This is a genomic window from Muricaecibacterium torontonense (assembly GCF_004793925.1).
Taxonomy (GTDB): domain Bacteria; phylum Actinomycetota; class Coriobacteriia; order Coriobacteriales; family Atopobiaceae; genus Leptogranulimonas; species Leptogranulimonas caecicola.
Genome location: NZ_SRYE01000001.1, coordinates 112,953 through 139,869, shown reverse-complemented (window position 1 = coordinate 139,869; position 26,917 = coordinate 112,953). Strand labels below are relative to the sequence as shown.

Genomic DNA, 26,917 nt, shown 5'->3' with positions numbered 1-26,917 from the left:
GACACAGCGCGAATGGCGTGATGCAGTCGTGAGGTGGGCGCTGCGCGAGCAGTGAAGGTGCTTTTGGTAATTGAGGGAATTTTCTAAAAGACGCCCAACCTAAAAAGGCGTAGGAGAGGCCCTGGCTAAACTGGGTATACAAGTGCATCAGTGAAGTGGACGTAGCCGAGTGAGTGCGTCATCGTTAGTAGAGATGCGTGATCAAAGACCGCAGGGCGGCCTGCATGAGCGGGTCTGCACCTAATTCGCCTCTTCGGAGGGCGGCACACAAGGAGGATATGATGGCTAAGGGTGGACTTGGGTTTGTGTTTGGCGCCGTGGTGGGTGCTGGTATCGGCGCGGTGTGCGGCCTGCTGCTGGCCCCGCGCTCTGGCGAGGAGACCCGCGCCATGGCGGCAGATTCCATGAATGATGTATGGGACAAGGCTGTCGACGCCTACGAGAAGGGCGCCGACCAGGTAGCCAGCAAGCTCAACAACGTGTCTCCTGCCGTCTCTGCAAAGACTGACGAGCTGCGCGCCAAGGTCGATCTGGCTCGCGAGCGCATGGATCAGCTGCGCTCTTCGCTGTCTGACTCTGTGAACCAGGCTTCGGCCAGCGTCCAGGACGCCCTCAACAACGTCGCCCAACAGGCAGAGGCCGCAGCTCCCGCTTCCGCTGCCACCCCTGCTCCTGCCGAGAAGCCCGTGGATGCCAAGGTGGAGCCCGTCGAGGGCTAGGCCTTTCCGGCGAGCCGCTGGGCTGGGATTTGCCGCTAGGCTGCGGCTGCCCAAGGCTACGGCGTTAGGTCGAGCGACGATCCGCTGAGCTACGGTTTTTAGTGCGAGCTGCAAAGCCCGAGTCACCTGCCGGTGCCTCGGGCTTTTTGGTGGCGAGGGTTGGTGGAGCTGCGAGCCGGTGGGGTTGGTAGGGCTGGTATGGCTGGCCGGACTGCTGAGACTGTTTTGCTACGTGGATTTTGGAGCCAATTTGGCGGTTTCACTACGTGAATTCACGTAGTGAAACCTAAAACTCCAGGTCGCGAAAAACATTAGCTACGTGAATCCACGTAGTTAATCCCATGAAGCGAGTAGGTTTCTTAGGGTATGGCGCTAAACGGCCCTCAGGTAGCCAGATGCGCGTCATCGATGGCCTATGTTCAACAGTAACTAATTTGATTGGTAGGTTTTAGGGGCATTAGGCGTGCGTTCGGGCTTAAATCCAAGCTTGAGTTCACAAAACCCCAGGTCGCGAAAGCTCGGTGGAGCGTGAATCCACTAATCAAATGTCATACATTGGCACCCCCCCGGCCGCCGCCTCTAAATCGAGAGTTCCCGGACCCGCAAGCCCCAGGCTCATCGCACGCTTTCTGCCCAGGCTGCCGCCCGCAAGCCTGCGGCCTACATCTCCCTAAATTTCACGGCCGTGGACGTCGCCGTGAATCTCGCCCAAAAGCGTTCCTGAGCGCGCCGCACTCTGCACGGTCACGGTAGAATAGCGGCACCACGCCGAGACTTTGGATGTAGAAATGTTAACCATGGAACAGCTTATAGGTCAGAAGGTTTTTCAGCCCCGGCCTGCCTCCAAAAAGACGCGCACCGACGGCACCCCCGCTGCTCCCAAGCGCATAGGCAAGGTCCACAACCTGGTCTTTTCTCCTGATGGGCTTCAGGTCGTGGGGCTCATGGTCAAGCGCCCGGACGTGGCTGGCATGATCAAGCGCGAGGATCTCTTCGTACCCCTTAGCGGCTTTACCACCTTCGAGGGCGGCCTCCTCATCAAGGACGGCACCCCTACCGACGAAGCCGCTGCCAAGGCGCTCCGTCTCGATTTGGATAAATGCATCATCTGGGGCGGCATGGACGTGGTGTCCCAGGACGGCGCTTCGCTGGGCTACGTGGCCGACTGCTCCTTCGATTGGAAGACAGGCGCCCTCGACACGCTCTATGTCACCGACGGCGCCATGGCCGCTACGCTGGTAGGCTCTGTGCCCCTGCCGGCCAACCTTTTGGTGGGCTACTCCAAAGGCACTATGGTGGTGAAGCCCGAGGCCGCCCAGGTCCAGCTCACCGGCGGCATCATGGCCAAGGCTGGCGAGGGTTTTGGCCAGGCTCAGGTGGCTGGCAAAAAAGCCGCGGCTAAAGCAGGTAAAGTGGCCGGCGACGCCCTGGACAAGGGATCCTTCGCCCTGGGCCGTGCGTTGGGCTCTGCCAAGCGTTCCTTATCAGAAGCCCTGGCAGACGACGAGGAAGAGGCTCCCGCCGCCCCTGCCAAAGCTCTGGACGTGCAGGTGGAAAAGCCGCCCGCGCCTCAAAAGCTCTCCGGTGAGACCCAGACGCCCACTCCCCCTACCTATGCGCCTGCCTCGGCTTCCAAAACTTCTTCTGCCGAGAAGCCCTCGCCCGCTCGCGCTGGCGCCTCTTCTAAGGACAGCAAGGCCAGAGCAGCTGCGACGCCTAAGGCCCCCGGCACTAAGCCGGAGGCCTCTAAGCCTTCCGGACCCGGCGCGTCCGCCGGAAAAAAGAAGGCAGCCCCGCAGGCCACCACGGCAGACAAGGCCGCCAAGGCTGTGGGCAAGCAGCTGGGGCGCACCAAAGGCATGTTCAAGAGCTTCCTCAAAGAGTTTGATGAGGCCAGCAAGTGATCCTCGACTTGCAATCATGGAGGTCCCCAGGGCAATCCTTTATCCCTAATGGGTACAAAATTCCAGTTGTAAGCCGCACTTTCTGGCAAGAGCTAACAGCTTTGTAAGCCCTTTGGAACTAGGCACACATGCCTTGGTCACAGCTTCGCGCTACTCTAAGAACTACCGGGCGGTTCCGCCCGTGTTATGAGAACGGATTGATTCATGAGCCAACAGCCACGCCATCGCGCCGCAGATCATAGTCGTCACAAGGCCTCCCACCGCGCCGACAATCCCGCGCCCAAGCACGTCAAAGCCCCGGGGGCAGATCCTCGCAATCAGGCCAATCCCGCAGCTCAGCACACGGGCGCCAATCCCTACCTTGATTCCAAAGAAGGTGCAGCTCAGACTGGCTACAGGGCTCCAGCTCCCAATCCGGTGCTTTCCAGCGACGCCCCCATTGGGCACACGGCTCATGGCTTCAAGCCGGTGCGTGAGGTGGGCGGCGGCAAGCATAAAATATCAAAACAAAAGCGCAACCGGGCCATCCTGGTCATCGTCCTTATCTTCGCCGCCATCGGCGGCATGGCAGCGCTGGCCTGGTTCAACCGCAATGTGACTTTCAACCTCAACGGCCAGGAGGCCACCGTCAAGGTGGGTACCACCATCGACCAGCTCATGCGCGACAAGGGGCTCTCCTACGCCCCCGGCGATCTCTTGAGCGTCAAGGGCGATGTGCTTGAGCAGGGTGCGGGCAACGCCTATTCGGCCAAGCTGGGCGACCAAGACATGGCTCCCCAGGAGGCTGGCTCCTACCGCATTCAGGGAGGCGAAGACCTCACCCTGGGCGACGGTACCGACACCACAGAGGAGTACGACTCCCAAATCGTCGAAGAGCAGCCCAAGCTGGTTATGGAGGGCGCGTGGGGCTCGGTCTCTTATGTCAAGCAGTGGGGCAAGGTGGGCCAAATCGAGATGCGCACCGGCAAGCGCTCCGGCGAGACCGCCCAGGGCGATGTCAAGCAAGAGGTGCAAAACTGCATCATCGCGGCCCGCATGGTGGAGCCGGCCAACGGCGAGAAGCTTGTGGCGCTTACCTTCGACGACGGCCCTTCCGAGTACACCCAGCAGTACCTGGACATCCTCAAGCGCTACGACGCCAAGGCCACCTTCTTCAACCTGGGCGACAACATCGCCAACTACCCCGATACCGCCAAAGCCATCGTGGATGCGGGCATGCAGCTGGCCAGCCATACCCAGACCCATCAGCAACTGCCGCTTTTAGGTGCCGAGAAGCTCCAGCAAGAGCTCACTGCCACCTTTACTGAGATCGATAAGGCTACCGGTGTGAAGACTACCGTCATCCGCCCGCCTTACGGCGACTTCAAGCAGCGCACCTGGCTTGAGTCTGGCGGCCTCATGAGCCTGTCGGTTCTCTGGACCCAGGACACCTTGGATTGGAAGCGCCCCGGCGCATCCACCATCGTGGACAACGCGCTGGCAGGCATCGGGCCAGGATCCATCATCCTCATGCACGACGGCGGCGGCAACCGCGAGCAGGACGTGCAGGCGCTCCCCACCATCATCGAGCGCTTGCAAGCAGACGGCTACAAGCTGGTGACTGTCGACGAGCTGCTGGCTTCGGACCCCAATGTGCCCCAGGACATTGCTTCCGGCAATGCCACGCTGCCCGAAGGCTGCGTCTGGCCAACTGAGCTGGGCGACGCCTAAATGAGCTCTGAAGGCATAGCACATCGCATCGAGACGTCCATCGACGCTGCGTCTTGCATGCATCTTCTGGAGCGCGAACCCAAAGAGCAGGCGGCCGACTGGTGCTACCGCGTGCTGCTGCACAACATCCAGATGCTCTATATGCCGCCGGGGGCCATTCTGCGCGAGCCGGATCTGGCCAGCCGCCTAGATGTCTCGCGCACCCCAGTGCACGAGGCCATCAAGCGCCTCATCGAGGCCCATCTGGTCTATGTGGCCCCTAAGCGCGCCACCTTCGTCTCCCTCATCGACATGGAGGTCCATGCCCAAGGTCGCTTTGCGCGCACCGCAGTGGAACCCTTGCTCATCGCCCAGCTTCAGGGCCGCCTTACCCCTGAGCAGCGGGCCGACTTCGCCACCAACATCGAGCATCAGGAACTCATGGCCCGCCAGGGCGCAAACCCCCGCGAGGTGGTGGCAGTTGACGACCAGTTTCACCACCTGCTCTACACCCACACGGGAAACGAGTTGGTGTGGCAGGCAAACCGCATGGTCTCGGCCCAGTTCGACCGAGTGCGTTACATGGGCCTGGTCCTGGGCTACGAGCGCCTCATGGTAGGGGAGCACGACTTCATCCTCGACATTCTGGAGACCGGTGACGTGCCTGTCATCGACATCTATGACATGGTGGACGCCCACCTCAAGGGCTACCGCCGCTTCATCGACCGCCTCATGGTGGATCACCCGGAGTACTTCGTCTGACTGCCACCCCGCGGCGCCACCAGCTCACTCCGTCCCACAACCTCGCTTCACAAAACAATGCACCTCCAGGGGGCAGAACCTGGAGGTGCGTTTCTGTGAGGAAGAAGCTTTTCTCGGCAGGAAATAGGGGCTGCCGAGAAACCCGAGGCCCTCAGGGTTGTGCCCGTGGGGTGGGATGCGAGGGCTAAGAGATGAGGGTGGACGCCTCGCGTACCAGGCGCTCCACGGTGGCAAAGTCGCCGGCGGAGACCACGTCGGCGGGGGCGACCCAGGTGCCGCCCACGCAAAAGACGTTGGGGGCAGCCAGGTAGGCGGGCGCATTGGTGGGCTTGATGCCGCCGGTGCACATGAACTTGACCTGGGGGAAGGGACCGCCCATGGCGTGGAGGGCGGCGGTGCCGCCAGAGAGCTCGGCGGGGAAGAGCTTGACGTGGGTGACGCCTAGTCGCAGGGCTCGCATGAGCTCGGAAGGGGTGGAGAGGCCGGGTACCACGGGGACGTTGTGGTCAACGCAGTAGGCGACGGAGTCTTCGGCCAGACCGGGGCTCACGATGAATCGGGCGCCCGCTTCGAGGGCGGTCTGGGTGGTAGGTACATCCAGCACGGTGCCGGCGCCTACCAAAAGCTCGGGGACTTCTGCGGCCATGCGGGCGATGCACTCGGCGGCGCAGGGGGTGCGAAAGGTGACTTCGGCAGCAGGCAGGCCCCCGGCCACCAGGGCGCGGGCCAGCGGCACGGCGAAGGCCGGATTGTCGATGGTGATCACCGGGATGATGGCGATCTCTTCCAGGCGGTCGAGCACGTTGGTGACCTGGGGATTCGTGGCATAGGTGGACATGGCTTTAGGCCTCCTGGGGCGCGTGGGCCGGATCGTTCATGAAGGCTTCCAGCGCCTCGCGGCAAGGCAAGCCCTCGTTGTCTCCGCGGCTGGTGAGCTGGATGGCGCCTATGGCGCAGCCGCGGCGCACGGCCTCGGGAATGGAGGCGTGCTCCAACAAGGCAGAGATGACACCGGCTGCAAAACCGTCACCGGCGCCCACGGTATCCACGATGGTGTCCACATAAAAGCCGGGCACATAGCCGCTCTCGCCTGTGGCTGAGGCCCAGTAAGCCCCCTTGGCGCCCAGCTTGACGATGACCAGCTTGGAGCCAGCCTCAAGGTAATGGGCGGCAGCCGCCTGCTCGTCTGTGGTGCCCAGCAGCACTTCGCACTCATTGATGCCGGGCAAGAAGATGTCTGAGAGGGCCGCGAGGGCGTTGGTGGTGTCCACCATGGTGTGGGTGTCGGGCCAAAGCTGCGGGCGCAGGTTGCAGTCGAAGGAGATGGCCACGCCGGCGTCTTTGGCTTGGCCCATGAGGTCGAGGGTGGCGGCGCGGCAGGAGTCGGAAAGCGCAGGCAGAATGCCCGTGAGGTGCACTAGGGCGCATTGGGAGAGATCGACGTTTACGAGGTCCTCAGGGCTCAGGGTGCTGGCTGCCGAGCCGGCGCGGAAGTAGTAGATCTCGGGGTCGCCTGAGGTCACCTGGCTCTTGAGCATGAAGCCTGTGTTGCGCTCGGTGGTCTTGATCACCTGGGAGGTGTCGATGCCGATCTCTGCCATGAGCTTCAAGATGCGGGCGCCAAAGGGGTCGGGGCCCAGTTTGGTGAGGAAGGCGGCCTCGTGGCCTAGGCGGGTGAGGCCCACGGCCACGTTGAACTCGGCTCCGGCAATGGCAAAGGTGTAGCTGCCGACGTCTTCCAGGGGTCCGGGATTGTCGGCGATGAATAAGCCCATGGGCTCTCCCACGAGCAGGACGTTTTTGGGCATGGGATAGCTCCTTTCGCGAAACGATGCCTCTGAGGCGTGTTGGTTATATATTTCCACGCTTGGAAGAGCTTGAGGAGCACAATGCCCAACTTTTGTGTTATGGAGCGCATTTCCACGAAGGATTGAGTCAGCTGAAAACGCTGTGGAAAATGCGATGTATATTAAGGTAATCCCAGGTATAGAGAGAAAAAACACTGCATAATCTATTGTCATGACGCTTTCTGAGCACATCTTGAACTACCGCTCGCCACTGAAATACCACCGTCTGCCGCCTGAAAGACACCTAAGGGCTCCCAGATAGAAATATATAACTAGCCAACGGACCAACGGCACATCGCCCGCGGCCAACTAGGAGCCAAAAGGTGTTGCAGCCCACCCAAGGGAGGCAACCTCAGGCGTAAGGGTTTCTCGGCATATAGATGTTGGGATGCCTCTCACACACGCCAGGCTCTTGCCACTTCATGCAGGACCGCAGGTGCGGCCCCACTCTAAGGAGGAACAGATGACTTCCCTTTTCGATCTTTCCGGCAAGAAGGCCACCGTCACCGGAGGCACGCGCGGCTTGGGTCGCGGCATCGCCGAGGGCCTCATGGAGGCCGGCGCGGCAGTGACCATTTTTGGCACCGGCGAGTCGGCGAAGACCGTGGCCGCCGAGTTCTGCGCCAAGGGATTCGACTGCCGCGGCATCATCGTGGACATTGGCGACCGCGTGGCCTGCAAGGAGGCCTATGACGAGGCCGTGCGCGAGATGGGCGGCCTGGACATCCTGGTGAACTGCGCCGGCGTGCAGGCCCGTCACCCCTCCGAGGAGTTCCCCTTCGAGGACTGGGACTGGGTCATCAACGTGAACCTCAACGCCACCTTCGAGCTCTGCCAGCTGGCCGGCAACACCTTCATCGCCCAGGGCCACGGCAAGATCATCAACCTGGCTTCCATGCTCACCTTCTTTGGCGGCTTCACTGTGCCCGCCTACGCCGCATCCAAGGGCGCCGTCGCGCAGCTCACCAAGGCCCTGTGCAACGAGTGGGCCTCCAAGGGCATCAATGTAAACGCCATCGCCCCCGGCTACATGGACACCGACATGAACACCGCCCTCACCGACCCCACCAATCCCCGCTACAAGGAGATCACCGACCGCATCCCGGCCCACCGTTGGGGCACCGGCGACGACATGAAGGGCGCCGCCATTTTCCTGGCCTCCGCCGCCTCTGACTATCTGAATGGCGCGGTGATTCCTGTAGACGGCGGCTACCTGGTCAAATAGTGTCAATTGCCATAGATATTTGAAGGAGCCCTTACATCATGCAGGTCATCATCACTGACAACGATCACGCCAACATCGATACCGAGAAGGCCATCCTCGACGCTGCGGGCGTTCCCTTTCGCCTGGAGCAATGCGTCACCGAGGACGACGTCATCGAGCGCTGTGCCGACGGCGAGATCTTCCTCAACCAGTACGCGCCTATCACCCGCAAGGTGGTAGAGGCCCTGCCCAACCTCAAGCTCGTGGTGCGCTATGGCGTGGGTGTGAACAATGTGGACGTCGAGGCCTGCACCGAGCACGGCGTGCAGGTGGAGAACGTGCCCGACTACGGCATGAACGAAGTGGCAGACCAAGCCATCGCCCTCATGATGGCGCTGCTGCGCAAGGTGGTGTACATGAACGAGTACACCAAGCATGTGGGCTGGGACTACACCAAGTCCATGCCCATCCATCGCCTTTCCGACCTCACCTGCGGGGTCATTGGCCTAGGCCGCATCGGCCGCGAGTTTGCCAAGCGCGCCCATGCCCTGGGCATGAAGGTCATTGGCTACGACCCTTACTTCACCCCCGGCGAGGAGTTTGCCTTTGTGAAGCAGGTGGAGCTGGACGAGCTTATGGCAAATGCCGACGTGATCTCTGTGCACTGCCCGCCTGAGCATGCCATGGACATGTTCAACAAGGACGCCTTCGCCCGCATGAAGAATACCGCCTACCTTATCAACGTGGCCCGCGGCGGCATCGTGAACGAGGCCGATCTCGAAGTGGCCTTGAACGAGGGCCAGATCGCCGGCGCTGCCCTGGACTGCATGGACAACGAGCCCGTGGAACCCGGCAACCCTCTCTTTGCCCATGACAACCTGCTGGTCACCCCTCACATGGCTTGGTACTCCGAGGAGGCCGCAGACGAGCTCAACTCCAAAGTGGCCGAGGAGGCCGTGGCCTTCGCAACCGGCAAGCCCATCCGCTATCCCGTGAACCATCTGGCATAGTGCGCAAAGCCTGCGAGCTGCAGGGAGGCGCAGTCTCCCTGCAGCTCGCAGGGCGCGTGACGCCTATGCATGACTCCCCTAAAGGAGGGACCTTATGCGCAAGCGCATCCCCATTTTGATAGTGGGCACCATCACGCTGCTGTTTTTAGGCCTCATCTACGGCTACTCAGTGGTCATGGCGCCCCTCAAAGCCCAGTTTGACTGGTCGGTCTCCGGCATGACGGTGATCTTTGCCCTGTCCATGATCTCTTTCACCATTGGCAATCTGGTGGCAGGCAAGCTCCTGAAGCGCCACAACGTGCGCTTTGTGATGACCGTGGCCATCGCGTTCTTGCTGGTGGGCTTCATTGGCTCTGCTTTGGTAGACGGTGCTGCCAGCCTTCCTGCGGTCTGGTGCACCTACGGCGTCATCGCCTCGGTGGGCATCGGCTTCGTCTACAACGTCATCGTGCCTACCATCACCGCCTGGTACCCAGACAAGACCGGCATGGCTCAAGGCGTCTGCCTCATGGGCTACGGCCTGGGCGGCTTTGTGCTGGGCCCCGTGCTCACGCAGCTCTACACCGTCATGGACTGGCGAATCGTGTTTGTGGCCATGGCGGTGATCTTCTCGGGCCTGGTGTTTGCCAGCTCTATCGTCATCCACATGCCCTCGCCTGAGGAGGCCGCTCAGCTTCCCGCCTCCAAAGCGGTGGGCGACAACGCCGGCAACGCCGCCGGCACCTGCCCACCCACGAGCTGTTCCGCGACCCCACGTTCTACTTCTTCTACCTGTGGATGTTCTTGCTGGGTGCGGTGGGTATGGCGACCACCGGCATCGGCCGCGAGTTTCCCACCAGCCTGGGCGCCGACGCCGTGACCGCCGCCTTTGTCATTGGCTTTGTGAACATCGGCTCTGGCCTGGGGCGCCTTGTTGGCGGCACCCTGCTGGACCGCATTGGCCGCGCCCCCTTTATGGTGGGCACCGCCTGCTTGTCTGTGGCCGGCGCCCTCATCATGCTGGCCGCCCAGGTGACTGGCTCCATTCCTATTCAGATCGCCGGCTGTCTGGTCACCGGCTTGGCCTGGGGCGCCGTCATCGTCACCATGGCCTTTGTGGTGCGCAAGGTCTGGGGTCAGGCCAACTTCGCCGAGAACCTGGCAGTGGTCAACTCCTACGGCATCTTTGCCGCCCTGGTGGGCTCCATGGGCTCCGGCGTGCTGGTGCAGGCGGTGGGCTCTCTGGCCACCGTGCTTGTCGTGATGGCGTGCTTTGGCGTACTGGGTCTGGCAGATTCCCTGATCTTGAACGCTCATCGCTCCAAGGTTGCCCGCCTCAAGCTGGCTAAAGCGGGCGCAAAGGCCGAGTAGGGTTTCTCGGCAGCATTTAACTCCAATCATCCTCGCGAAGGAGGATCTCATGAAAGACGAAACCTGTGCCTATTGCATGACCTGGGACGACCCTAGCCTCATGGACGCCTACGGCATTCCCCTGGCTGAGCTGGATAATTCCAACCTGATCCTCTTCAAGGAGCAGAGTCATCCGGGTCGCGTTATCGTAGCCGCCAAGCAGCACGTGGACGACATCTCCGACCTCTCTGAGGAAGAGGCCCTGGCCTACATGGCCGACGTGCGTCGCGTGGCCGCCGCCCTGCACAAGGCCTTCGCGCCCCAGAAGATCAACTTTGGCGCCTACGGCGACCTCATGCACCATCTGCATTTCCACCTGGTGCCCAAGTACTCCGATGACGACTACGAGTGGGGCGACGTCTTCGCCATGAATCCCGGCCGCGTGGCCCTCACGCAAGCCGAGTATGACGAGCTGGGCAAGAAGATCCTTGCCGCGCTGGAGGACTGACGTTTCTGCCCAGTCTCACAACATGGCCCGTCTGCTGAGCCGGCCTGCCTTGCGAGGCAGACCGGCTTTTCGCATGCGTATGCAGACAGAAGGGGGTGCTCCGGGCCTAATCCCGGTGGTCAAGCCGATCTGAGAGGGGTGCAGACTTGCCGACAGCGCTTGTGAGCAAGCCTGAAGAAGGATAGGGTGGCGTATCCAGCCTTCAATAGCGAGTTATTTTGACGTCAACGCTTGTAAATGATTCCCAGGGAACAACCTCGGCGAGAGCAATATAGTTGTCGAATAATTAAGGATATGTGAGAATCAAAATAAGGGGACTTCGCAAGAAGGAGTTGCTATGGGCATTCGGCAAAGAAGATGGGTCACAGTGGCGATTGTAGGAGTCCTTCTTGTGGGCGCACTGCTTATGCCTTCGCCTCTTGTTACTGGGGGTGGATTTGCACCTAGCGGTGCGCAACAAGCAAATTTCGCAATCACCGGCTCAACAGGCAAAGTGCTTGCGTTAGGCGAAAGCGAGAGAGAGCTGCTAATCGTCACCCAGATAACGGATAGCGACGACTATGAAATCGGAAGCTCGGTAATGGTCGCTTTCGAGAAACCTCACTTGGCAGATAGCGTGGCGGCGGGAACTCAGACGTCAGAGAGGCCGCAGGTGGGCGAGATCATTACCTGGGATCACCCTACAGAGTCTTCAGGACATTATTCCTATAGCTGTAAATACGTCATAGGGACTACGTTCGAGCGCGCAGACGCCCCGGCGTCCCATATCACACAAGAAGCCGAGAAACCTGCAGCTTAAGGAGGCTGGGGGTTTCTCGGCTTCTAGGGTTTCGAGGGTAGTTGGCACCTAGCGCGCTGTAGCGTGGGGCGTGGCGGAAAGACCCCGCAGCTGCTGCGCGCGTTAGCACAGGGCCGGGACACCCATGGCGGCGATGTCGCCCAGGAGGCTGACGTCGGTGGTGTCGGTGATGATGGCGGTGAAGTCGGTGAGCGAGGCGAAGCGGTAGCCGGCGTGGAAGTCGAACTTGGAGTGCTCGGCCAAGAGGAACTTGTAGGTGGCGTTCTCGATGGCGCGCTGCTTGACCTGGCCGCTTTCCATGGTGTCGCAGGTCACCGAGCGTTTGGGCAGGCTGATGCCGGCGCAGGAGATAAACGCCTTCTCAAAGAGCAGGGGCTCCAGCAGGCTGATGGTGGTGGGGCCGGTGAACCCGCGCATGTCGGGTGAGAGGTAGCCGCCGGTTACCAGGGCTGTGACCAGAGGGTTTTTGGCCAGGATGGCGGGGACGTCGATCATGTTGGTGGTGACGATGCAGCGCTTGTCGCCGGCAGCCAGCATCTCGGCGATATGGCGGGAGGTCTCGGAGACGTCTAAGAAGATGGCGTCCCCGTCGTTGATCTCCATATAGGCGCGGGAGGCCACCTGCCGCCGGCTCTCCTCTTTGGCCGGGTCTGCCGACGTCCCAATGGTCGCCGTGGGCTCGGGAATGATGCGCGCGGCAGAGGCGGCGGCGATGTCGGAGGGCGTAGGGGCTTCTGCCTCGCGGTCTATGCGAATGGCTCCGCCATAGACGCGTTTTAGGAGCCCCTGTTTGGAGAGGGCTTTGAGATCCTTGCGAATGCTGTCTACCGAAATATCGAACAGTTCAGCGAGTTCTTCGACGGTTACTCGTCCCTGTGTTTCAAGATAAGCAAGAATACCTTCTCGGCGTTCGTTGGGGAACACAGGAACCACCTCGTTTCACGCGTTGGACAGGGTTGGGGGAGTGCGCGGATGACGCGCTCCTAAAGCAGCTGCGTCGCACGACCGGGTTGGAGGGCCTGGCGCCCGCAGCAGGAGGCTGATGGGCTTTTATCGGGGGAGTAAAGCGGAAAAAACTAGATTTCCTAGTATGTATTCAATACCAAGAGGGCCATTTCTGGGTCGTCATTTCCTGGTTTTGCCGTTTACCCCAGAAACTCTACCGCTGAAGGGACAAAACAGGAAAAATCAGGAAAAGACGTCGTGCAAAACAGGAAATGTGGCATTCTCTGGTTGTCCGACGTTCAGTAGCTTTTTAGGAAAGGAGCGCTATGGCCAAAGCAATCGCGTCCATGCTCAAGCGCGAGAACGTCCAAATCTGGGAAGGCGCTGACTCTTGGGAGGAGGCCGTCGTCATCGCTTGCACCCCGCTGATCGACAACGGCTTCGTGGCTCCCCGTTACGCCGAGGGCATCATCGACAACGCCAACGAGTTTGGCCCCTACTTCGTGATCTGCCCCGATTTGGCACTGCTTCACGCCCGCCCCGAGCAGGGTGCCCTCAAGACCCAGCTTTCGGTCACCGTCATGCGCGAGCCGGTCTTCTTCAAGCCCGAGGGCCCCGGCGTGCGCGTCCTGGTCACCCTGGCCGCGACCGATGCCAACTCTCACCTGGAGGTCATGAAGGAGCTGGCAGTCATGTTCTCCAATCCTGACACCATCGAGAAGATCGCTACCGCCAAGACCGCCGATGAGGTCTACGACGACTTTGTCGCCGACGCCGAGAAGGCTGGCGAGTAGCTCTCCGAGCTCTTGAGGTGAGGGCGAGCGTTTCTCGGCAGGGACACGCAGAAGAACGTGCCGAGAAACCCTTGCACCAAGCTAGGCACTATCCAGCCCGCGGGCTGGCGCGCATAGGTAAAGAAGAAGGCGCAGCCTTCCAAGCAAACAGAAAGGAGATAGACCATGGCAGTGCTCGACTTTATCATCAACATTCTGTCGACCCCGGCTGGCCTCTCCTGGTCATCTGCATCGTGTGCTTCCTGGCCCCCATCGTCTACAACTTCGTGGCTCCCAAGCCCAAGAAGGAAGACGCTGCTGCCTAAGCTCTGCGATCTAGCGTCACGTCGCTTTTCTCCGGTGGGGCGAGGACCCTCCAACCTCCTCCTCGCTCCACCACTTCTTTTGCGCCAAGAGGCTCAACGAGCCTTTTAAGGCACTCTTGAGGCTTTTGGCGTGTTTTCCTTGGTTTTCTCACACCTTGGGCATCTCCGAGGTTCATCATCGGAACCGTACGCCCACGCGCCGTCAAGGCGCCTCATCGAAAGGATCCATCATGGCTATCAAGAAGATTATGTGCGCTTGCGGCTCCGGCCTGGGCTCCAGTCTCATGGTGCAGATGAACATCGACGATGTCCTGCGCGATCTTGGCAAGACCGACGTCTCCGTGGATCACACCACCATCTCTGACGTGGTCCCCGGCGCTGCCGACCTGTTTGTCATTGGCCGCGACCTCGAGAACTTTGTCACCGACATCCCCGAGGAGCAGAAGGTCATCCTGGTCAACATCGTTGACAAGGACGAGCTCAAGACCAAGCTCCAGGAGAAGTTCGACGCCGAGTAGGCGCTTGGCCCACTCGCGCCCAGGGGCTCGAGAGAAGCCCCTGGATTTCTCCGCCCTGCCTGCGTAGGCGGAACTATAGCTCTCTTGTGGCGGGCACCTTTGCGGGCCCGCCTTTTTCTAAGCGTTCAATTACGCAACCATGAACTCAATCACTGATGAAAGGAGCAAGGATGCAGGAACAGGAGCTGAAATCCATTCAGCTGCTCGCCACCAAGATTCGTCGTGACGTCATGCAGATGCTGCTTCCCTTAGGATCCGGTCACCTGGGAGGCTCGTACTCCATCGCCGACCTCATGGCCCTGCTCTACGGCAAGGTTTTGAAGGTGGACCCGTCCAATCCTCGCTGGGAGGATCGCGACCGCGTCGTTTTGTCCAAGGGCCACGCCGGTCCCGCCTGGTATGCCGCTCTGGCCGAGACCGGCTTCTTCGACCGCGACATGCTCATGACCTTGAACCAGGGCCACACCGATCTCCCCAGCCACCCCGACCGCCTGAAGACCCCCGGCGTCGACATGACCACCGGCTCTTTGGGCCAGGGTTGCTCCACCGCTGCCGGCATCGCCTATGCCCAGCGTCTCAAGGGCGCCGACACCTACACTTACCTTATCGTGGGCGACGGCGAGCTCAACGAGGGCCAGTGCTGGGAGGCGTTCGAGTTCATCGCTGCCAACCGCTTGAACCGCTGCATCGTCATCATCGACGACAACAAGAAGCAGCTGGACGGTTACACCAAGGATGTGCTCAACCCCTTCGACATCTCTCAGAAGATGCGCGCCTTTGGCTTCTGCACCCAGACCGTCAACGGCCAGGACATCGAGGCCCTGGACGCCGCCATCACCGAGGCCAAGCACCACGAGGACTCTGCTGTGGCTATCGTCATGGACACCGTCAAGGGCGCCGGCGTACCGTACTTCGAGCAGCTCATGAGCAATCACTCTCCCAAGTTCGACGCTCCTGCCAAGGCTGCTGCCGAGGAAGCCATCGCTCAGTTCACCGCAATCATCGAGGGGAGTGAAGCCTAAATGTTCCAGCTCGCTCAAGACCGTTCCCAGATGGGCACCGAGCTGCGCGCCGTCGTAGTCTCGACCCTGCAGGACCTCATGAAGGAGAACGACCGCGTCGTGGCTTTGGAGGCAGACCTGGGTGGCGCTTCCGGCTTCACCAAGATCCAGGCTTCCAACCCCGACCGCTTCGTGCAATGCGGCATCGCCGAGGCCGACATGATGGGCATCGCCGCCGGCATGTCTTCTGAAGGCTTCATCCCCTTCACCCACACCTTTGGCCCCTTCGCCACCCGCCGCTGCTTTGACCAGGTGTTCCTTTCGGGCGCTTACGCCGGCAACACCATCAACATCTACGGCTCCGACCCCGGCTTTGCCGTAGCCACCAATGGCGGCACCCACACCACCTACGAGGACATGGGCCTCATGCGCACCATCCCTGGCGCCGTGGTGTGCGACGCAGCTGACGCCACCCAGATGGAGTGGATCATCCGCGCCTTTGCAAACCTTGGCGCCGGCGTGCACTATGTCCGCGGCAACCGCAAGGCCGTGCGCGACGTCTACGCCCCCGGCTCCACCTTCGAGATGGGTAAGGGCAACGTGCTGCGCTCCGGCTCCGACGTGCTCATCATCGCCGCCGGCCAGCTGGTGTCCGACGCTCTGGACGCCGCTGAGACCCTGGAGGCTCAGGGCATTTCCTGCGAGGTCATCGACATGTTCTGCGTCAAGCCTCTGGATGTCGACCTGGTGGTCTCCGAGACCGCTGGCAAGAAGTGCGTGGTCACCTTCGAGAACCACGGCGTCATCGGCGGTCTGGGCTCTGCAGTGGCCGAGGTCCTTGCCGAGAAGAACCTGGGCGTGCCTCTGGTGCGCCACGGTGTCGTCGAGCGCTTTGGTCAGGTGGGCCCCGCCTCCTTCCTCCAGAAGGAGTATCACCTCACCGCCGACGACCTGGTGAACACCGTCACCGAGGCTTTGGCCTAGAGGCTTTAAACAGCCTCTGCCCTAAAGGCTTTGGCCTAAAGGGCTGCGGCTCAAAGGCGCCTTGCCTCTGCGGCCCTCTTGGCCGCCCATCGCTCTTGGAGTCCTGTCGCGCCGGTTCAGGCACCGAGCGCCGTTGGCGCGGCAGGGCCTCTGGAGCTTCCCGGCAACCCATCGGGAGGGCTCTCACATCATTCATTTAAAGGAGATCTTGTTCCATGAAACTCAACGGGCTTATCGACCACACCATCCTGAAGGCCACTGCTACCCGTGCCGACATCGAGCGTCTCTGCGATGAGGCCATCGAGCACAACTTCGCTTCTGTGTGCGTCAACACCTGCTGGGTGCCCCTGTGCGCCGAGCGCCTGGCCAACTCCGAGGTAGAGGTCTGCTGCGTAGTGGGCTTCCCCCTGGGCGCAATGGCCACCGATCCCAAGGCTTATGAGGCTCGTTGGGCCGTGGACAACGGAGCCGACGAGGTGGACATGGTCCTCAACGTGGGCTGGCTTTTGGCCGGCGAGGACGACGCCGTGCGCGCCGACATCGCTGCCGTAGTCGAGGCCGCCCAGGGTCGCTGCGTCAAGGTGATCCTGGAGACCTGCTATCTCAACGACGAGCAGATCGAGCGCGCCTGCCGCCTCTCCGTCGAGGCGCATGCCACCTTCGTCAAGACCAGCACCGGCTTTGGCACCGGCGGCGCCACCGTGCATGACGTGGCCCTCATGACCAAGGCCGTCAACGGCGCTGCCAAGGTAAAGGCTTCCGGTGGCATCCACACCGCCGAGGAGGCTGCCGCCATGGTCGAGGCTGGCGCCGACCGCATTGGCACCAGCTCTGGCATTGCCATCGTTGCCGAGTAGCGCGCACCTCAAAAAAGCGCGCGATACTCGCTCTTCACACTATCCCACTGGTTGATCACCCAGAAAGGAATCACCATGAAGTTCTTCATCGACACCGCCGACCTCGCAGAGATCAAGACCGCCTACTCCTGGGGCTGCGTGGCAGGAGTCACCACCAACCCCTCCCTCTATGCCAAGACCGGCGGCAAGCTGGCCGACTTCGAGGCCCACATGGTAAAGATCGCCGAGGCCTGCCCCGACGTTCCGGTCTCTGCCGAGTCCACCGCCACCACCACCGAGGAGATGGTGGCAGAGGGTCTGCGCCTGGCAGCCCTTGCCCCCAACATCGTGGTGAAGCTTCCCATCTGCGCTGAGTCTTTGGCCGCCACCAAGGAGCTCAAGAAGCACGGCGTCAACGTCAACATGACCCTCATCTTCACCGTGCCCCAGGCCTTGATGGCCTGCTCTGCCGGCGCCCGCTATGTCTCCCCCTTCGTGGGCCGCTTCGACGACATCGCAGAAGACGGCATAGAGCAGCTGGCAAACATCGTGACCGCGGTGAAGAACTACTACGCACCTGAGCACACCGAGATCATCGCCGCCTCTCTTCGCACCCCCAACCACGTGACCCAGGCGGCCCTCTTGGGCGCAGACATCGCCACGGTGCCTTTCGCCGCCATGGAGAAGTGCCTGCACCATCCTCTGACCGACCGCGGCCTGGCCGCCTTCGAGGCCGACTGGAAGAAGGTCACCTCCGCCCAGTAAGGCGTACCCTTCGCGACCTCAGCGCCTCCAAGGCGCCCCAGCGCTCCCTGGCGCTTCCAACCTAAGGCATCGCTGCTCGCCCCCCTTAAGGCCTCCGGCTTTAAGGGGGGCGAGCTTTTCTCGGCAACGGGAGTATCTTAGGGGTGTCTGGCGGCTTCTCAACATAGCGCCTTAGAAAAGCCGCTTCGCAAAACCCTGCTAAAAAGCTACGCCCACCTATCCCGCTACATCTCGGGGTGTAGCGGGCTTTTAGGAGGCACCCGGACATACCCCAGGGGTGTTACTGGATGGTTGGCAAAATACCTCTAGGGTGTAGCCGGTTTTGCGGGAATGTGGGCGCGTTTTCGCGGTTACACCATGGTGGTGTAACCGGGTCGTCCCAAAAATGCAGTCATACCCAGGTGGTGTGACCGGGCAGCTGTTAGAATCCTAAGTGCGCACCCAACGTATTCCGCGCGAGCCGCCCAGCGTTACAACAGCTCAGTACCCCAACCCTTGGAGCACGAACATCACAATGGTGAGGATGATGATGACCACAATGGTGGCCCAGGTGATGGCGGTCCAGAGGCGGCCGTTGACGTAGCGGCCCATGATGCGCTTGTCGGACGCGATGATCACCATGTAGATCATGAGCACGGGCAACAGCACACCGTTGACCACCTGGGCGGCCATCATGATGCCAAAGAGATCGATGTGGGGGATGAGCACCACTCCGGCAGAGAGCACGATGATGGCGGTGATGATGCCGCGGTAGACGGGGGCCTCGCTCCAACCGTGGTCGGCGCCGTGCTCCCAGCCAAAGGCTTCGCAGATGGCGCTGGAAGTGATGCCGGGAAGCACCGCGGCGGCCAGCAGAGAAGCGCCTACCAAACCCAAGCCAAAGAGGCGCTCGGCGTAGGGGCCGGCGATGGGGGCGAGGGCCTGCGCGGCCTGGGCGGCGTCGTCCACTGCTACCCCCGCAGGGTGCAGCGTCACGCCGGTGGCCATGATGATGAACCATGAAATGATCGACGCCAGGATGGCGCCGGTGGCGGTGTCGATGCGCTGGTAGGGGATCTCGTCGGCGCCCACATTTTTGTCGACCACGTTGGACTCGGCCAGAAAGATCATCCAGGGCGCGATGGTGGTGCCTATGTTTGCCACCAACAGGCTCAGGTACTCGGGCGTGGGGGTGATGCGCGGGAGGATGGTGGCGTTCAGGGCATCGGCCCAGTCGGGCTGCACCATAAATCCTGCGACCACATAGGCGATAAACACGCAGCATATGGCCAAGAGCACTTTTTCGATGCGCTTGTAGCTGCCGCTCATGGTGAGCAGCCAGATGACAATGGCGGCGATGGGCACCGAGATTGGCGCCGGAATGCCAAAGAGCGACATGCCGGATGCGATGCCGGCGAACTCGGAGAGGGTCACCATGGTGTTGGAGACCAGCAGGGCCAGCATTGCGAATGCCGATAAACGCACCCCAAATTGCTCGCGAATCAAGCTGGCGAAGCCCTTGCCGGTGACGCAGCCCATGCGGGCAGCTGTCTCTTGGACCACGATCATCAAGAATCCCATGATGGGCACGGTCCACAGCTGGCCAAAGCCAAAGAGCGCGCCGGCGTTGGAGTAGGTGGCGATGCCGCCGGCGTCGGTGCCGGAGAGGGCGGCGATGAGGCCAGGCCCCATGGCGGCAAGCACTGTGAGCAGGCGCATCTTGCGCTTTTGAGCAGGGGCTTGCGGGGTAGTGGGGGTGTTCTTCTCGGTAGCCATAGCTAGGCGCCCATCACGAGGGCGGGCAGGCAGATGGCCATGAAGAGCACGATGGACACCGTGAGGGCCAGCAAGCGCAGCGAGAGGCGGGAGACCTCCTCGCCGTGGGCGTCCTTTTGGCGCAGATAGTGCAGGTAGAGGGGTGCGGTGCCATAGCTGATGAGGGCGGAGCCGGCAGAGGCCCAGAAGCCCGCGCTCACCGCATCAAGGGCAGCGGTGGGGGCGAACAGGCCGCCTATGCCAATGGCGAGCAGCATGACCAGCGCCAGGTAGACGCAGGCGATGCCCAGGCCGCGGAAGACAAAGGAGCTGGTGGAGGGGGAGTCCTCGTCGTCGGGATCGAACTCGATGAAGAAGCCGGTGGTGTAGCTCACCATGTCATCGGCCATGAGGAGACAGACGGGCAGCGCCACGGAGGCAGCTAGCGCAGCGGCTTGGATGCCTAGTGCGGAACCCGCAGCGGCCATGGCCACCACGCCGCACACCCAGAAGAAGAACCAGAGCTGGTTTCCCAAGAGCCAGCGCAGGTCGTGGGTGGGTTTGTCGGTGTCGGAATCGCTTCGGCCACCGGCCAGCTGCAGGTCTTCCTCGTGCTCTTCTTCCAGGACGTCTAGAGCGTCGTCCACGGTGACGATGCCCACGATTTGCTGGGTCTCGGTGACCACGGGGATGGCCAGCAGGTTGTACTTGGAGATGGCCTCGGCGACGTCTTCCTGGTCGTCGTCGGGGTTGGCGGTGATGACGTCGGTCTCCATGATGGCCGAGAGCTGGGTGTCCGGCGACTCCATGAGCAGCGCGCGCAGGGTGAGCACGCCCAACAGGTGGCGATCGTCGTCGCACACATAGATATAGTTGACGGTTTCGATGTCGTCCTCGTCCATGGTGCGGATCTTGGCGATGGCGTCGGCGATGGTGGCCGAAGGGGGCAGCGCCGCAAACTCCGAGGTCATGATACGGCCGGCGGTATCCTCGCGGTAGCCCAGCAGCTGGCGGATGGCCTTCTCCTCCTTGACGCCCATGAGGCGCAGCAGGGTCTCGGCACGCTCGTAGTCCAGCTCACTCACCAGGTCCGCGGCGTCGTCCGGGTCCATTTGGGAGAGCATGCGCGAAGCCGAGGCCACGTCCATGTCGTCCATGATCTCTGCGGCCATGCCGTCGTCGTCCAGCTCGGCCATGGCGTCTGCCGCCTGGGCGTCGTCCAGCTGGGCAAAGACCTGGCCGCGCAGCCGCGGGTCCAGCTGCTCGATGATGTCCGCGATGTCCGCCGGATGCATGTCGTCCAGGGTTTTATGTGAGATATTGAGCTGCACATCGGAAAGCTCGCGGTCCAGAAGGTCCATATAGCTCCAGGCGATGATCTTCTCGGGAATGTCGTGGCCCAGCGTGTGGGCGATCTTGGCGACCCCGCGCTCGACGGTGGGGGAGAGGTTGCGCAAGATGCCGCGGGCTCCCACCTCGGCGCCTAACAGGCGCAGCTGGGAGGAGCCGGAGTCCGAGAGCTTGAGGTCGTTCACGCGCACTACGCGCAGGCCGCGAGTATCAACGATTTGCTTGTTCATGAGGTCGCGGTTGATGAGGACCTCTTCTGGCTGCAGGTAGGAGAAGCGGATGTCTGTGGAGGGCACCTTAAGGCGCACCGTGTCGCCATCAAAGCTGTCGACGTATTTGCGCCAGCTGATCATGAAGGGCGTTTTGCCGGGGCCCTGAAACGCCAGGGATGTGACCCGGGGAAACACCTCGCCTGTGGCGATGCCCAGGTCGTTCACGACGCCGATGCGCTCGCCCCCTGAATCCAGAACGGGAATGCCCAGCATCTGAGACAGATAGATCATGAAACTGCTCCTTTGCGCCCGTAGGGGCTGGTAGCGGCGCTGCCTCATGGCAGCCTGTCACACCCCTGGGGCGCGACCCGCTAAGGAGCCGGTCTCAGGGGTCATCGACTGTGCGGTCGAGGTTTCATCTAAACCCTTTCTCCTTTGATGACCCACGTCTGCGTGGCGCCTCGATTTGCCAGAGACGTCCGCTAAAGCGTTCCTATTCTACACGCTCTGCCCCTATGTACCCCCTCGGCTACCAGCCAACTCTGCCGACGGGCACAACTTTTACCCGCCACTCCCTGCGTGGGGGTTACCCCTGGTCGCACTTTCTCGCGTCCTCAGGCTAAACTACGATAAACTCGGATAAACTAATAGTCCTCGTAGAGCGCCATGCGCCCCTGCAGAACGCGGCATTGCATTGGCCATGCCGCCATTTCGCCCCCTCTGCTGCCGAGAAGCCCGCGCCCTCCCGGGTTCGTGCCTGTGGGCTTCCCGGCGCTCGCCATTGCTCAAGCCCCTGCCAAGAGCTTCTCCTCCCTTGAGGCTGCTTACACCTGCCAAGAGCCCCTCCCCGAGGCCGCAGGCTGCTGCTACCAGGGATTTTAGAAAGGACTGTCATGTTTTTGAAAGAGCGCCAGGACGCTATCGCAGACCTCATCGCCCTTGAAGGCCGCGTGACCGTGGGTGAGCTGGCCCAGCTTTTTGGCGTGAGCGACGACTGCATTCGCAAGGACCTCAAAACCTTGGTAGAGCAGGGAAGGGCTCGCAAAGTCTACGGCGGCGCCATACGGCCGGAGTCGTTGGCCGACCGCATGATCATGAACCGCGTGGACATCCATGAGCCTCAAAAGCGCGCCTTGGCTCAAAAGGCTTACGAGCTGGTGGAGGAGAACTCCACCATCTACCTGGATTGCTCTTCCACCAACCACTATCTGGCGGAGCTTTTGGCCACCGGCCCCAAGCCAGTTCATGTGGCTTCAAACATGATCGATGTGCTCCAAGTGTTGGCCGGTCGCGATCACCTGCAGGTCACGGGCATTGGCGGCACCGTCTCCGGCGAGCTCAACGGTTTTACAGGCCCTCAGACCCTGGCCATGCTGGAGCCCCTGCGTTTTGATGCGGCCTTTATGGGAGCGCTGGGAGTGGATCCCAAAACTGGAGATGTGACCACCTTCGATGCCGATGACGGCATGGTCAAGCGCGCCGTCCTTGCTCGCTGTCAGGCGGCCTACCTGCTCATCGACAGCTCCAAGGTGGGGGCCTGGGGCACGTTTTCCTACGCCACTTTGGACTCCTTTGCAGGCATCGTCATGGAACCGGAGGCCAAAGAGACGGCCCGTGGCCAAGTGCTGGCCGAGCTTCAGGCCCCTCTGCTCTGGTAGGGGATGCGGCTAGGCGAGGCAGTAAGGAATGCAGCCAAGCGCGGCCGCCAAGGTGCTTTTACCTGCGCGAAGTTGGTAGCCTGAGCTCTCCGCACAGGTGTCGAATGCGCGTCTCGTTATTAGAGGTCTGACTGCACTGGGGTTTTGCAAAACCCCAGTGCCGAAAGCCTTCTTATAACGAGATTTCCCTCAAAACGGGCTCATTTCCTTCGAAAACCATGCCGAAAGCCCTCTAATAACGAGATGGGCGCCCAGAGACAGCAACTCAACAGCTCAGCGCCCGCAACCTGACAACCTAGCGACGGCAACTCAGCAGCCCAGCGACGGACCCTTCCTGGCTCCCGCGCGCCGCTCAACCCTCCTTCCCAGTCATTCGTGGAGAAAACGCGACGAATTGGGCGAAAATACGACAAAGTAAGAGCAATCGCAGTCCAACTGCGATAGAATCAGAGCCAGTAGGGGGGGCTTCTCGGCATCCCCGCCGCGTCGGTGCTCGCCGCATCGGCATATTTCCGCACCGGACCCCCAGCGGTCCCGCCGCTTAGGCACCTCACAGGCTCACCGCGCCGGACCGCCATAGGTGTCCGCCGCGAGAGCGGCGCGCCCTGCGGCCCTGCTGCAAAACCCAAGGTACATCCCAACGCAACTCGGAGGCGCCATGCTCACCCCGCGCACGCAAGCCATCAAAGACAGCCTATTTGCCAAGCCTCGCGTCATCGACCTGGAGCGCGCCCTGCTCTATCAGGAGAGCTATGAGCAGACCCAGGGCGAGCCGGCCATTCTGTGCCGTGCAAAAGCGCTGGTGCATCTGCTGGAGAACCACGAGATCGTCATCGACGAGCACGACCTGTTCGCAGGCAACCGCACCCGCGAGCCCCGCGCCGGCGTGCTGTCGCCCGAGATGAGCCCCTACTGGATCCTGGACGAGCTGGATCAGCTCCCCGTGCGCCCGCAGGACCGCTTCGAGATGTCTGAAGCCGATAAAACCCTCTATCGCGACCAGGTCTATCCCTTCTGGGCCGGGCAGAGCTTGAACGATTGGTATCGCGCGCACTTGGACCCCCAGGTGGCAGAGGCGCAGACCACCAAGGTGTTCGCGGTGGCCCAAACCGACAAGGGCCAAGGCCATATCATCCCCAACTTCCCAGTGCTCATGGAGCGCGGTTGGGCGGCGCTGCTGGAGGATGCAAGGCAGCAGCTGGCATCCCAGCCTGACAACCTGTTCTACCAGGCAGCGGTCATCGTCCTTGAGGGCACCATCGCCTACATCCGCCGCTACGAGTCCATCTGTCGCGACAAAGCCCAAGACCCTGCCACCTCGCCGGAGCGCGCACAAGAGCTGCAAGAGATGGCCGATATTCTCGGTAACTTGGCGCAGCGTGCCCCCCAAGACTTCCGTGAGGGCCTCCAGCAGCTCTGGCTGGCCGAGCTGGTCTGCGAGCACGAGTCCAACGCAAGCTCCATCTCGCTGGGCCGGGTGGACCAGTACCTCTGGCCGCTCTATCAGGCCTCCAAAGCCGCGGGCACAAGCGACGAGACCATCCGCGAGTGGCTCCAGGACTTCTACCTCAAGTGCAACACCATCGTGTTCGCCCGTTCCACGGAGAGCGCCAAGTTCTTCGCCGGATTCCCCTCGGGCCTCAACATCGTGGTGGGCGGCGTGGACGCCATGGGCCAGGATGCCACCAACGAGCTCTCCAGCCTGCTGTTAGACGTGCAAAACGACACCCGCCTGCCCCAGCCCAACCTCTCGCTGCGCATGCATGCCCAAACGCCGGCGTCGCTGCTTCATGAGGCGGCCCAGGTCATCCGCCTGGGCGACGGCATGCCCCAGGTCTTCAACGACGAGGTCAACATCCTGTCCTTCGTGAACCGCGGCATCTCGCTGGAGGACGCCCGCGACTACGGCGTGGTGGGGTGCGTAGAACTCTCCATCCCTGGCGCCATGTACGGCCTGCACGACATCTCCATGTTCAATATGGTGCGCTGCCTGGAGATCGCCCTGCACGAGAACCCCCAGGGCTTCGCCACCTTCGACGAGCTCATCGACGCTACCGAGAAGGTCATCGACCGCTACGTGGGGCTCATGGTTCGCGGGTGCAACACCTGCGACGAGGCTCACGCCGCCACCTCTCCCACGCCGCTGCTCTCCTGCCTCATCAACGACTGCATGGAAAACGGGCAAGACCTCACTGCCGGCGGCGCGCGCTACAACCCCTCCGGCGTCCAGGGCGTGGGCACCGCCAACCTGGCAGACTCTTTGGAGGTCATCCGCCAGGCGGTCTTCGAGGAGCAGCTGCTCACCTTGCCCCAGCTCGTCGCCATGCTGGACCGCGACTGGACCGGCGAGGGCGACGAGGTCTGGCGCCAGCGCTTCATCAACCGCTATCCCAAGTACGGCAACGACGTGGACCAGGTAGACGAGCTGGGCGCCCGCCTGCTCTCCCACTACGGCCACGAGGTGGCCGGCTACACCAATCCCCGCGGCGGCCACTTCCAGCCGGGTTCCTACACCGTGAGCGCCCACATCCCGCTGGGCGAGGCCTGCGGCGCCACCCCCGACGGCCGCCATGCCCACGAGCAGCTGGCCGACGGCGGCCTTTCCCCCATGGTGGGCCGCGACACCAACGGCCCCACGGCAAGCCTGCGCTCGGTGTCCAAGCTGGACAACGCGCTGGATTCCAACGGGTCCCTGCTCAACGTCAAGTTCTCCCCGGCCACTCTAGCCGGCGAGGAGGGCCTGGCCAAGATGGCCGCCTACCTCAAGGCCTTCTCGCGCTACAAGATCCAGCACATCCAGTTCAACGTGGTTGACCGCGCCACCCTCCTGGACGCCCAGAAGCATCCCGAGAACCACAAAGACCTGGTGGTGCGCGTCGCCGGCTACTCCGCCATGTTCGTGGAGCTGGCCCGCGGCATCCAGGACGACATCATCAACCGGAGCGAGCATGTGCTCTAAGCCTGCGCCCGCAACCCCCGCCGCGCCCCGCAGCTCGCAGGCAGATCCCAACATTCCCCCAGCCCCCGCACCCTCTGTGCCCCAAGCTGCCGAGAAACCCGCCTGCCTCACTGCCCCCGTCACCAATGTGCAGCGCTACTCCCTGCACGACGGCGGCGGCATCCGCACCACGGTCTTTTTGAAGGGCTGCCCCTTCAAGTGCCCCTGGTGCTGCAACCCCGAGAACCTCTCGAGCACGCCCGAGGTCTCCTTCAAGGAGTCCCTCTGCATGGGATGCACCCCCAAAGCCCCAGGCGAAAGGCTCTGCTCCACCCCGCCCGATCTCTGTCCCACCGGCGCCAAGACGCTCTTGGGCGTGCCGCGCACACCGGAGGACATGGCTCAGGAGGTGCTGCGCGACGCCGTGCTCTTCGAGGAGTCCAACGGCGGCGTCACTGCCTCCGGCGGAGAGGCGCTGCTCTGGGCAGACTGGCTTGTCGCCTTCTTTGGCCGCATCAAAAAGGCGGCCATGAAGACGGCCCTGGAGACCACGCTGGCGGTCAAGGCGCCACGCCTCCAAGACCTCGCGAGCGTCTGCGACCTCTGGCTGGTGGACTTCAAGATCGCAGACCAACAGCGCTCCCTGGACCTCATTGGCGTCGATCCTCAGATCCGTGACGCCCAGCTCCAGGAGCTTTTGGCAAGCGGGGCGCGGGTGGTGGCGCGCATGCCCATCATCCCAAGGTTCACCGACGACCCCGCCAATGTGACCGCCAACCTGGACCGTATTCGCGAGCTGGGCATCGGCCGAGTGGACATCCTGCCCTTCCATCAGCTGGGCAGCGGCAAGTACGACGCCGTAGGGCGCTCCTATGGCCTGGGAGACCTGGCCGCCCTCACAGACGACCAGGTGGCCTGGATTGTGGAGGAAGCGTCTAAAAGTGGGCTCAACGCGACGCTCCACGGCGAATAAGCGCCTGTTACTGATATCCCTGATTCCCCTAAAACCCCGATCGCCAGAGCATGGCCCAGTGCCGCTAGACTGGATTCAAAGAGTTTTCAACCGGTGTACACGCGTGTTGCCGCAGAGGAGAGCGCGCATAAAC

27 protein-coding genes are annotated in these 26,917 nt (G+C 62.0%); 21 read left to right on the top strand and 6 right to left on the bottom strand.

Annotated features, from left to right (window positions below; genetic code table 11):
* Positions 1–281 precede the first annotated feature (281 nt).
* Entirely contained in the window at positions 282–719 is a 438-nt protein-coding gene (locus E5334_RS00655) for a YtxH domain-containing protein (protein ID WP_136011692.1), read from the top strand.
* Positions 720–1,389: 670 nt separating this feature from the next.
* On the opposite strand, the gene E5334_RS08680 is transcribed toward E5334_RS00655, so the two are convergent.
* Positions 1,390–1,518, bottom strand: coding sequence for a hypothetical protein (locus E5334_RS08680; RefSeq protein WP_265591799.1), 129 nt, complete (start codon positions 1,516–1,518; stop codon positions 1,390–1,392).
* Between E5334_RS08680 and E5334_RS00650 the strand changes: the two genes are divergently transcribed.
* The 3 genes from E5334_RS00650 (at position 1,517) to E5334_RS00640 (ending at position 5,074) form a co-directional block, all read left to right on the top strand.
* A complete protein-coding gene (locus E5334_RS00650; protein WP_136011691.1) occupies positions 1,517–2,623 on the top strand; it encodes a PRC-barrel domain-containing protein in 1,107 nt (368 codons plus the stop codon). The two genes, E5334_RS08680 and E5334_RS00650, sit on opposite strands and share 2 nt — an antisense overlap.
* A gap of 204 nt (positions 2,624–2,827) precedes the next feature.
* Entirely contained in the window at positions 2,828–4,333 is a 1,506-nt protein-coding gene (locus tag E5334_RS00645; protein WP_136011690.1) for a polysaccharide deacetylase family protein, read from the top strand.
* Positions 4,334–5,074: a GntR family transcriptional regulator gene (locus E5334_RS00640; RefSeq protein ID WP_136011689.1), complete on the top strand. Its 741-nt coding sequence runs from the start codon at positions 4,334–4,336 to the stop codon at positions 5,072–5,074. It abuts the gene before it with no gap.
* 184 nt (positions 5,075–5,258) lie between these two features.
* On the opposite strand, the gene eda is transcribed toward E5334_RS00640, so the two are convergent.
* Together eda and E5334_RS00630 are read right to left on the bottom strand one after the other, a co-directional pair.
* The gene (gene eda, locus E5334_RS00635) at positions 5,259–5,912 is read right to left on the bottom strand and encodes a bifunctional 4-hydroxy-2-oxoglutarate aldolase/2-dehydro-3-deoxy-phosphogluconate aldolase (protein ID WP_136011688.1); all 654 of its coding nucleotides are present in this window, start codon (positions 5,910–5,912) and stop codon (positions 5,259–5,261) included.
* Positions 5,913–5,916: 4 nt separating this feature from the next.
* A complete protein-coding gene (locus E5334_RS00630) occupies positions 5,917–6,882 on the bottom strand; it encodes a sugar kinase (protein WP_136011687.1) in 966 nt (321 codons plus the stop codon).
* A gap of 502 nt (positions 6,883–7,384) precedes the next feature.
* Between E5334_RS00630 and E5334_RS00625 the strand changes: the two genes are divergently transcribed.
* The 6 genes from E5334_RS00625 to E5334_RS00600 all read left to right on the top strand — a co-directional run bounded on the left by E5334_RS00625 (position 7,385) and on the right by E5334_RS00600 (position 11,771).
* Positions 7,385–8,146: an SDR family NAD(P)-dependent oxidoreductase gene (locus tag E5334_RS00625; RefSeq protein ID WP_136011686.1), complete on the top strand. Its 762-nt coding sequence runs from the start codon at positions 7,385–7,387 to the stop codon at positions 8,144–8,146.
* A gap of 38 nt (positions 8,147–8,184) precedes the next feature.
* Entirely contained in the window at positions 8,185–9,135 is a 951-nt protein-coding gene (locus E5334_RS00620; RefSeq protein WP_136011685.1) for a C-terminal binding protein, read from the top strand.
* A gap of 94 nt (positions 9,136–9,229) precedes the next feature.
* On the top strand, positions 9,230–9,994 hold the full coding sequence (locus E5334_RS00615; protein WP_136011684.1) for an MFS transporter: 765 nt from the start codon (positions 9,230–9,232) through the stop codon (positions 9,992–9,994).
* Positions 9,913–10,485: an MFS transporter gene (locus tag E5334_RS00610; protein WP_338041722.1), complete on the top strand. Its 573-nt coding sequence runs from the start codon at positions 9,913–9,915 to the stop codon at positions 10,483–10,485. The genes E5334_RS00615 and E5334_RS00610 overlap by 82 nt, the downstream gene beginning before the upstream one ends.
* 49 nt (positions 10,486–10,534) lie before the next feature.
* Positions 10,535–10,972 (top strand): HIT family protein, encoded by a 438-nt coding sequence (locus tag E5334_RS00605; protein ID WP_136011682.1) that lies wholly within the window; start codon positions 10,535–10,537, stop codon positions 10,970–10,972.
* 337 nt (positions 10,973–11,309) lie between these two features.
* Positions 11,310–11,771 carry a hypothetical protein gene (locus tag E5334_RS00600; protein WP_136011681.1) on the top strand — a complete coding sequence of 154 codons (462 nt, stop codon included), beginning with the start codon at positions 11,310–11,312 and terminating at the stop codon, positions 11,769–11,771.
* Positions 11,772–11,873: 102 nt separating this feature from the next.
* Here E5334_RS00600 and E5334_RS00595 read toward each other — a convergent pair whose 3' ends face one another.
* The gene (locus tag E5334_RS00595; protein ID WP_136011680.1) at positions 11,874–12,695 is read right to left on the bottom strand and encodes a DeoR/GlpR family DNA-binding transcription regulator; all 822 of its coding nucleotides are present in this window, start codon (positions 12,693–12,695) and stop codon (positions 11,874–11,876) included.
* 347 nt (positions 12,696–13,042) lie between these two features.
* On the opposite strand from E5334_RS00595, the gene E5334_RS00590 reads away from it, so the two are divergent.
* From E5334_RS00590 to E5334_RS00560, 7 genes are all read left to right on the top strand, one after another.
* Complete coding sequence (locus E5334_RS00590) at positions 13,043–13,510, top strand: PTS sugar transporter subunit IIA (RefSeq protein WP_136011679.1); 468 nt, start codon at positions 13,043–13,045, stop codon at positions 13,508–13,510.
* Positions 13,511–13,581: 71 nt separating this feature from the next.
* Positions 13,582–13,815 (top strand): hypothetical protein, encoded by a 234-nt coding sequence (locus tag E5334_RS00585; RefSeq protein WP_136011678.1) that lies wholly within the window; start codon positions 13,582–13,584, stop codon positions 13,813–13,815.
* Between the two features lie 230 nt (positions 13,816–14,045).
* On the top strand, positions 14,046–14,333 hold the full coding sequence (locus E5334_RS00580; RefSeq protein WP_136011677.1) for a PTS sugar transporter subunit IIB: 288 nt from the start codon (positions 14,046–14,048) through the stop codon (positions 14,331–14,333).
* A 170-nt stretch (positions 14,334–14,503) separates the two neighbouring features.
* Positions 14,504–15,355: a transketolase gene (locus E5334_RS00575; protein WP_136011676.1), complete on the top strand. Its 852-nt coding sequence runs from the start codon at positions 14,504–14,506 to the stop codon at positions 15,353–15,355.
* Positions 15,356–16,318 carry a transketolase family protein gene (locus E5334_RS00570; RefSeq protein ID WP_136011675.1) on the top strand — a complete coding sequence of 321 codons (963 nt, stop codon included), beginning with the start codon at positions 15,356–15,358 and terminating at the stop codon, positions 16,316–16,318.
* A 215-nt stretch (positions 16,319–16,533) separates the two neighbouring features.
* On the top strand, positions 16,534–17,175 hold the full coding sequence (gene deoC, locus E5334_RS00565) for a deoxyribose-phosphate aldolase (protein WP_136011674.1): 642 nt from the start codon (positions 16,534–16,536) through the stop codon (positions 17,173–17,175).
* A gap of 75 nt (positions 17,176–17,250) precedes the next feature.
* On the top strand, positions 17,251–17,919 hold the full coding sequence (locus tag E5334_RS00560; protein WP_136011673.1) for a transaldolase family protein: 669 nt from the start codon (positions 17,251–17,253) through the stop codon (positions 17,917–17,919).
* A gap of 480 nt (positions 17,920–18,399) precedes the next feature.
* Here E5334_RS00560 and E5334_RS00555 read toward each other — a convergent pair whose 3' ends face one another.
* Positions 18,400–19,617, bottom strand: coding sequence for an Nramp family divalent metal transporter (locus tag E5334_RS00555; protein WP_275438891.1), 1,218 nt, complete (start codon positions 19,615–19,617; stop codon positions 18,400–18,402).
* Between the two features lie 59 nt (positions 19,618–19,676).
* Entirely contained in the window at positions 19,677–21,506 is a 1,830-nt protein-coding gene (locus E5334_RS00550) for a magnesium transporter (protein ID WP_136011671.1), read from the bottom strand.
* A gap of 375 nt (positions 21,507–21,881) precedes the next feature.
* Between E5334_RS00550 and E5334_RS00545 the strand changes: the two genes are divergently transcribed.
* The 4 genes from E5334_RS00545 to E5334_RS00530 all read left to right on the top strand — a co-directional run bounded on the left by E5334_RS00545 (position 21,882) and on the right by E5334_RS00530 (position 26,784).
* Positions 21,882–22,097 (top strand): hypothetical protein, encoded by a 216-nt coding sequence (locus tag E5334_RS00545; protein ID WP_136011670.1) that lies wholly within the window; start codon positions 21,882–21,884, stop codon positions 22,095–22,097.
* Positions 22,098–22,108: 11 nt separating this feature from the next.
* Positions 22,109–22,873 (top strand): DeoR/GlpR family DNA-binding transcription regulator, encoded by a 765-nt coding sequence (locus E5334_RS00540; RefSeq protein WP_136011669.1) that lies wholly within the window; start codon positions 22,109–22,111, stop codon positions 22,871–22,873.
* Positions 22,874–23,531: 658 nt separating this feature from the next.
* The gene (locus tag E5334_RS00535) at positions 23,532–25,832 is read left to right on the top strand and encodes a formate C-acetyltransferase/glycerol dehydratase family glycyl radical enzyme (protein ID WP_136011668.1); all 2,301 of its coding nucleotides are present in this window, start codon (positions 23,532–23,534) and stop codon (positions 25,830–25,832) included.
* Positions 25,822–26,784, top strand: a complete 963-nt coding sequence (locus E5334_RS00530; RefSeq protein WP_275438856.1) for a 4Fe-4S cluster-binding domain-containing protein — start codon at positions 25,822–25,824, stop codon at positions 26,782–26,784. The genes E5334_RS00535 and E5334_RS00530 overlap by 11 nt, the downstream gene beginning before the upstream one ends.
* The last annotated feature ends 133 nt before the right edge of the window (positions 26,785–26,917 follow it).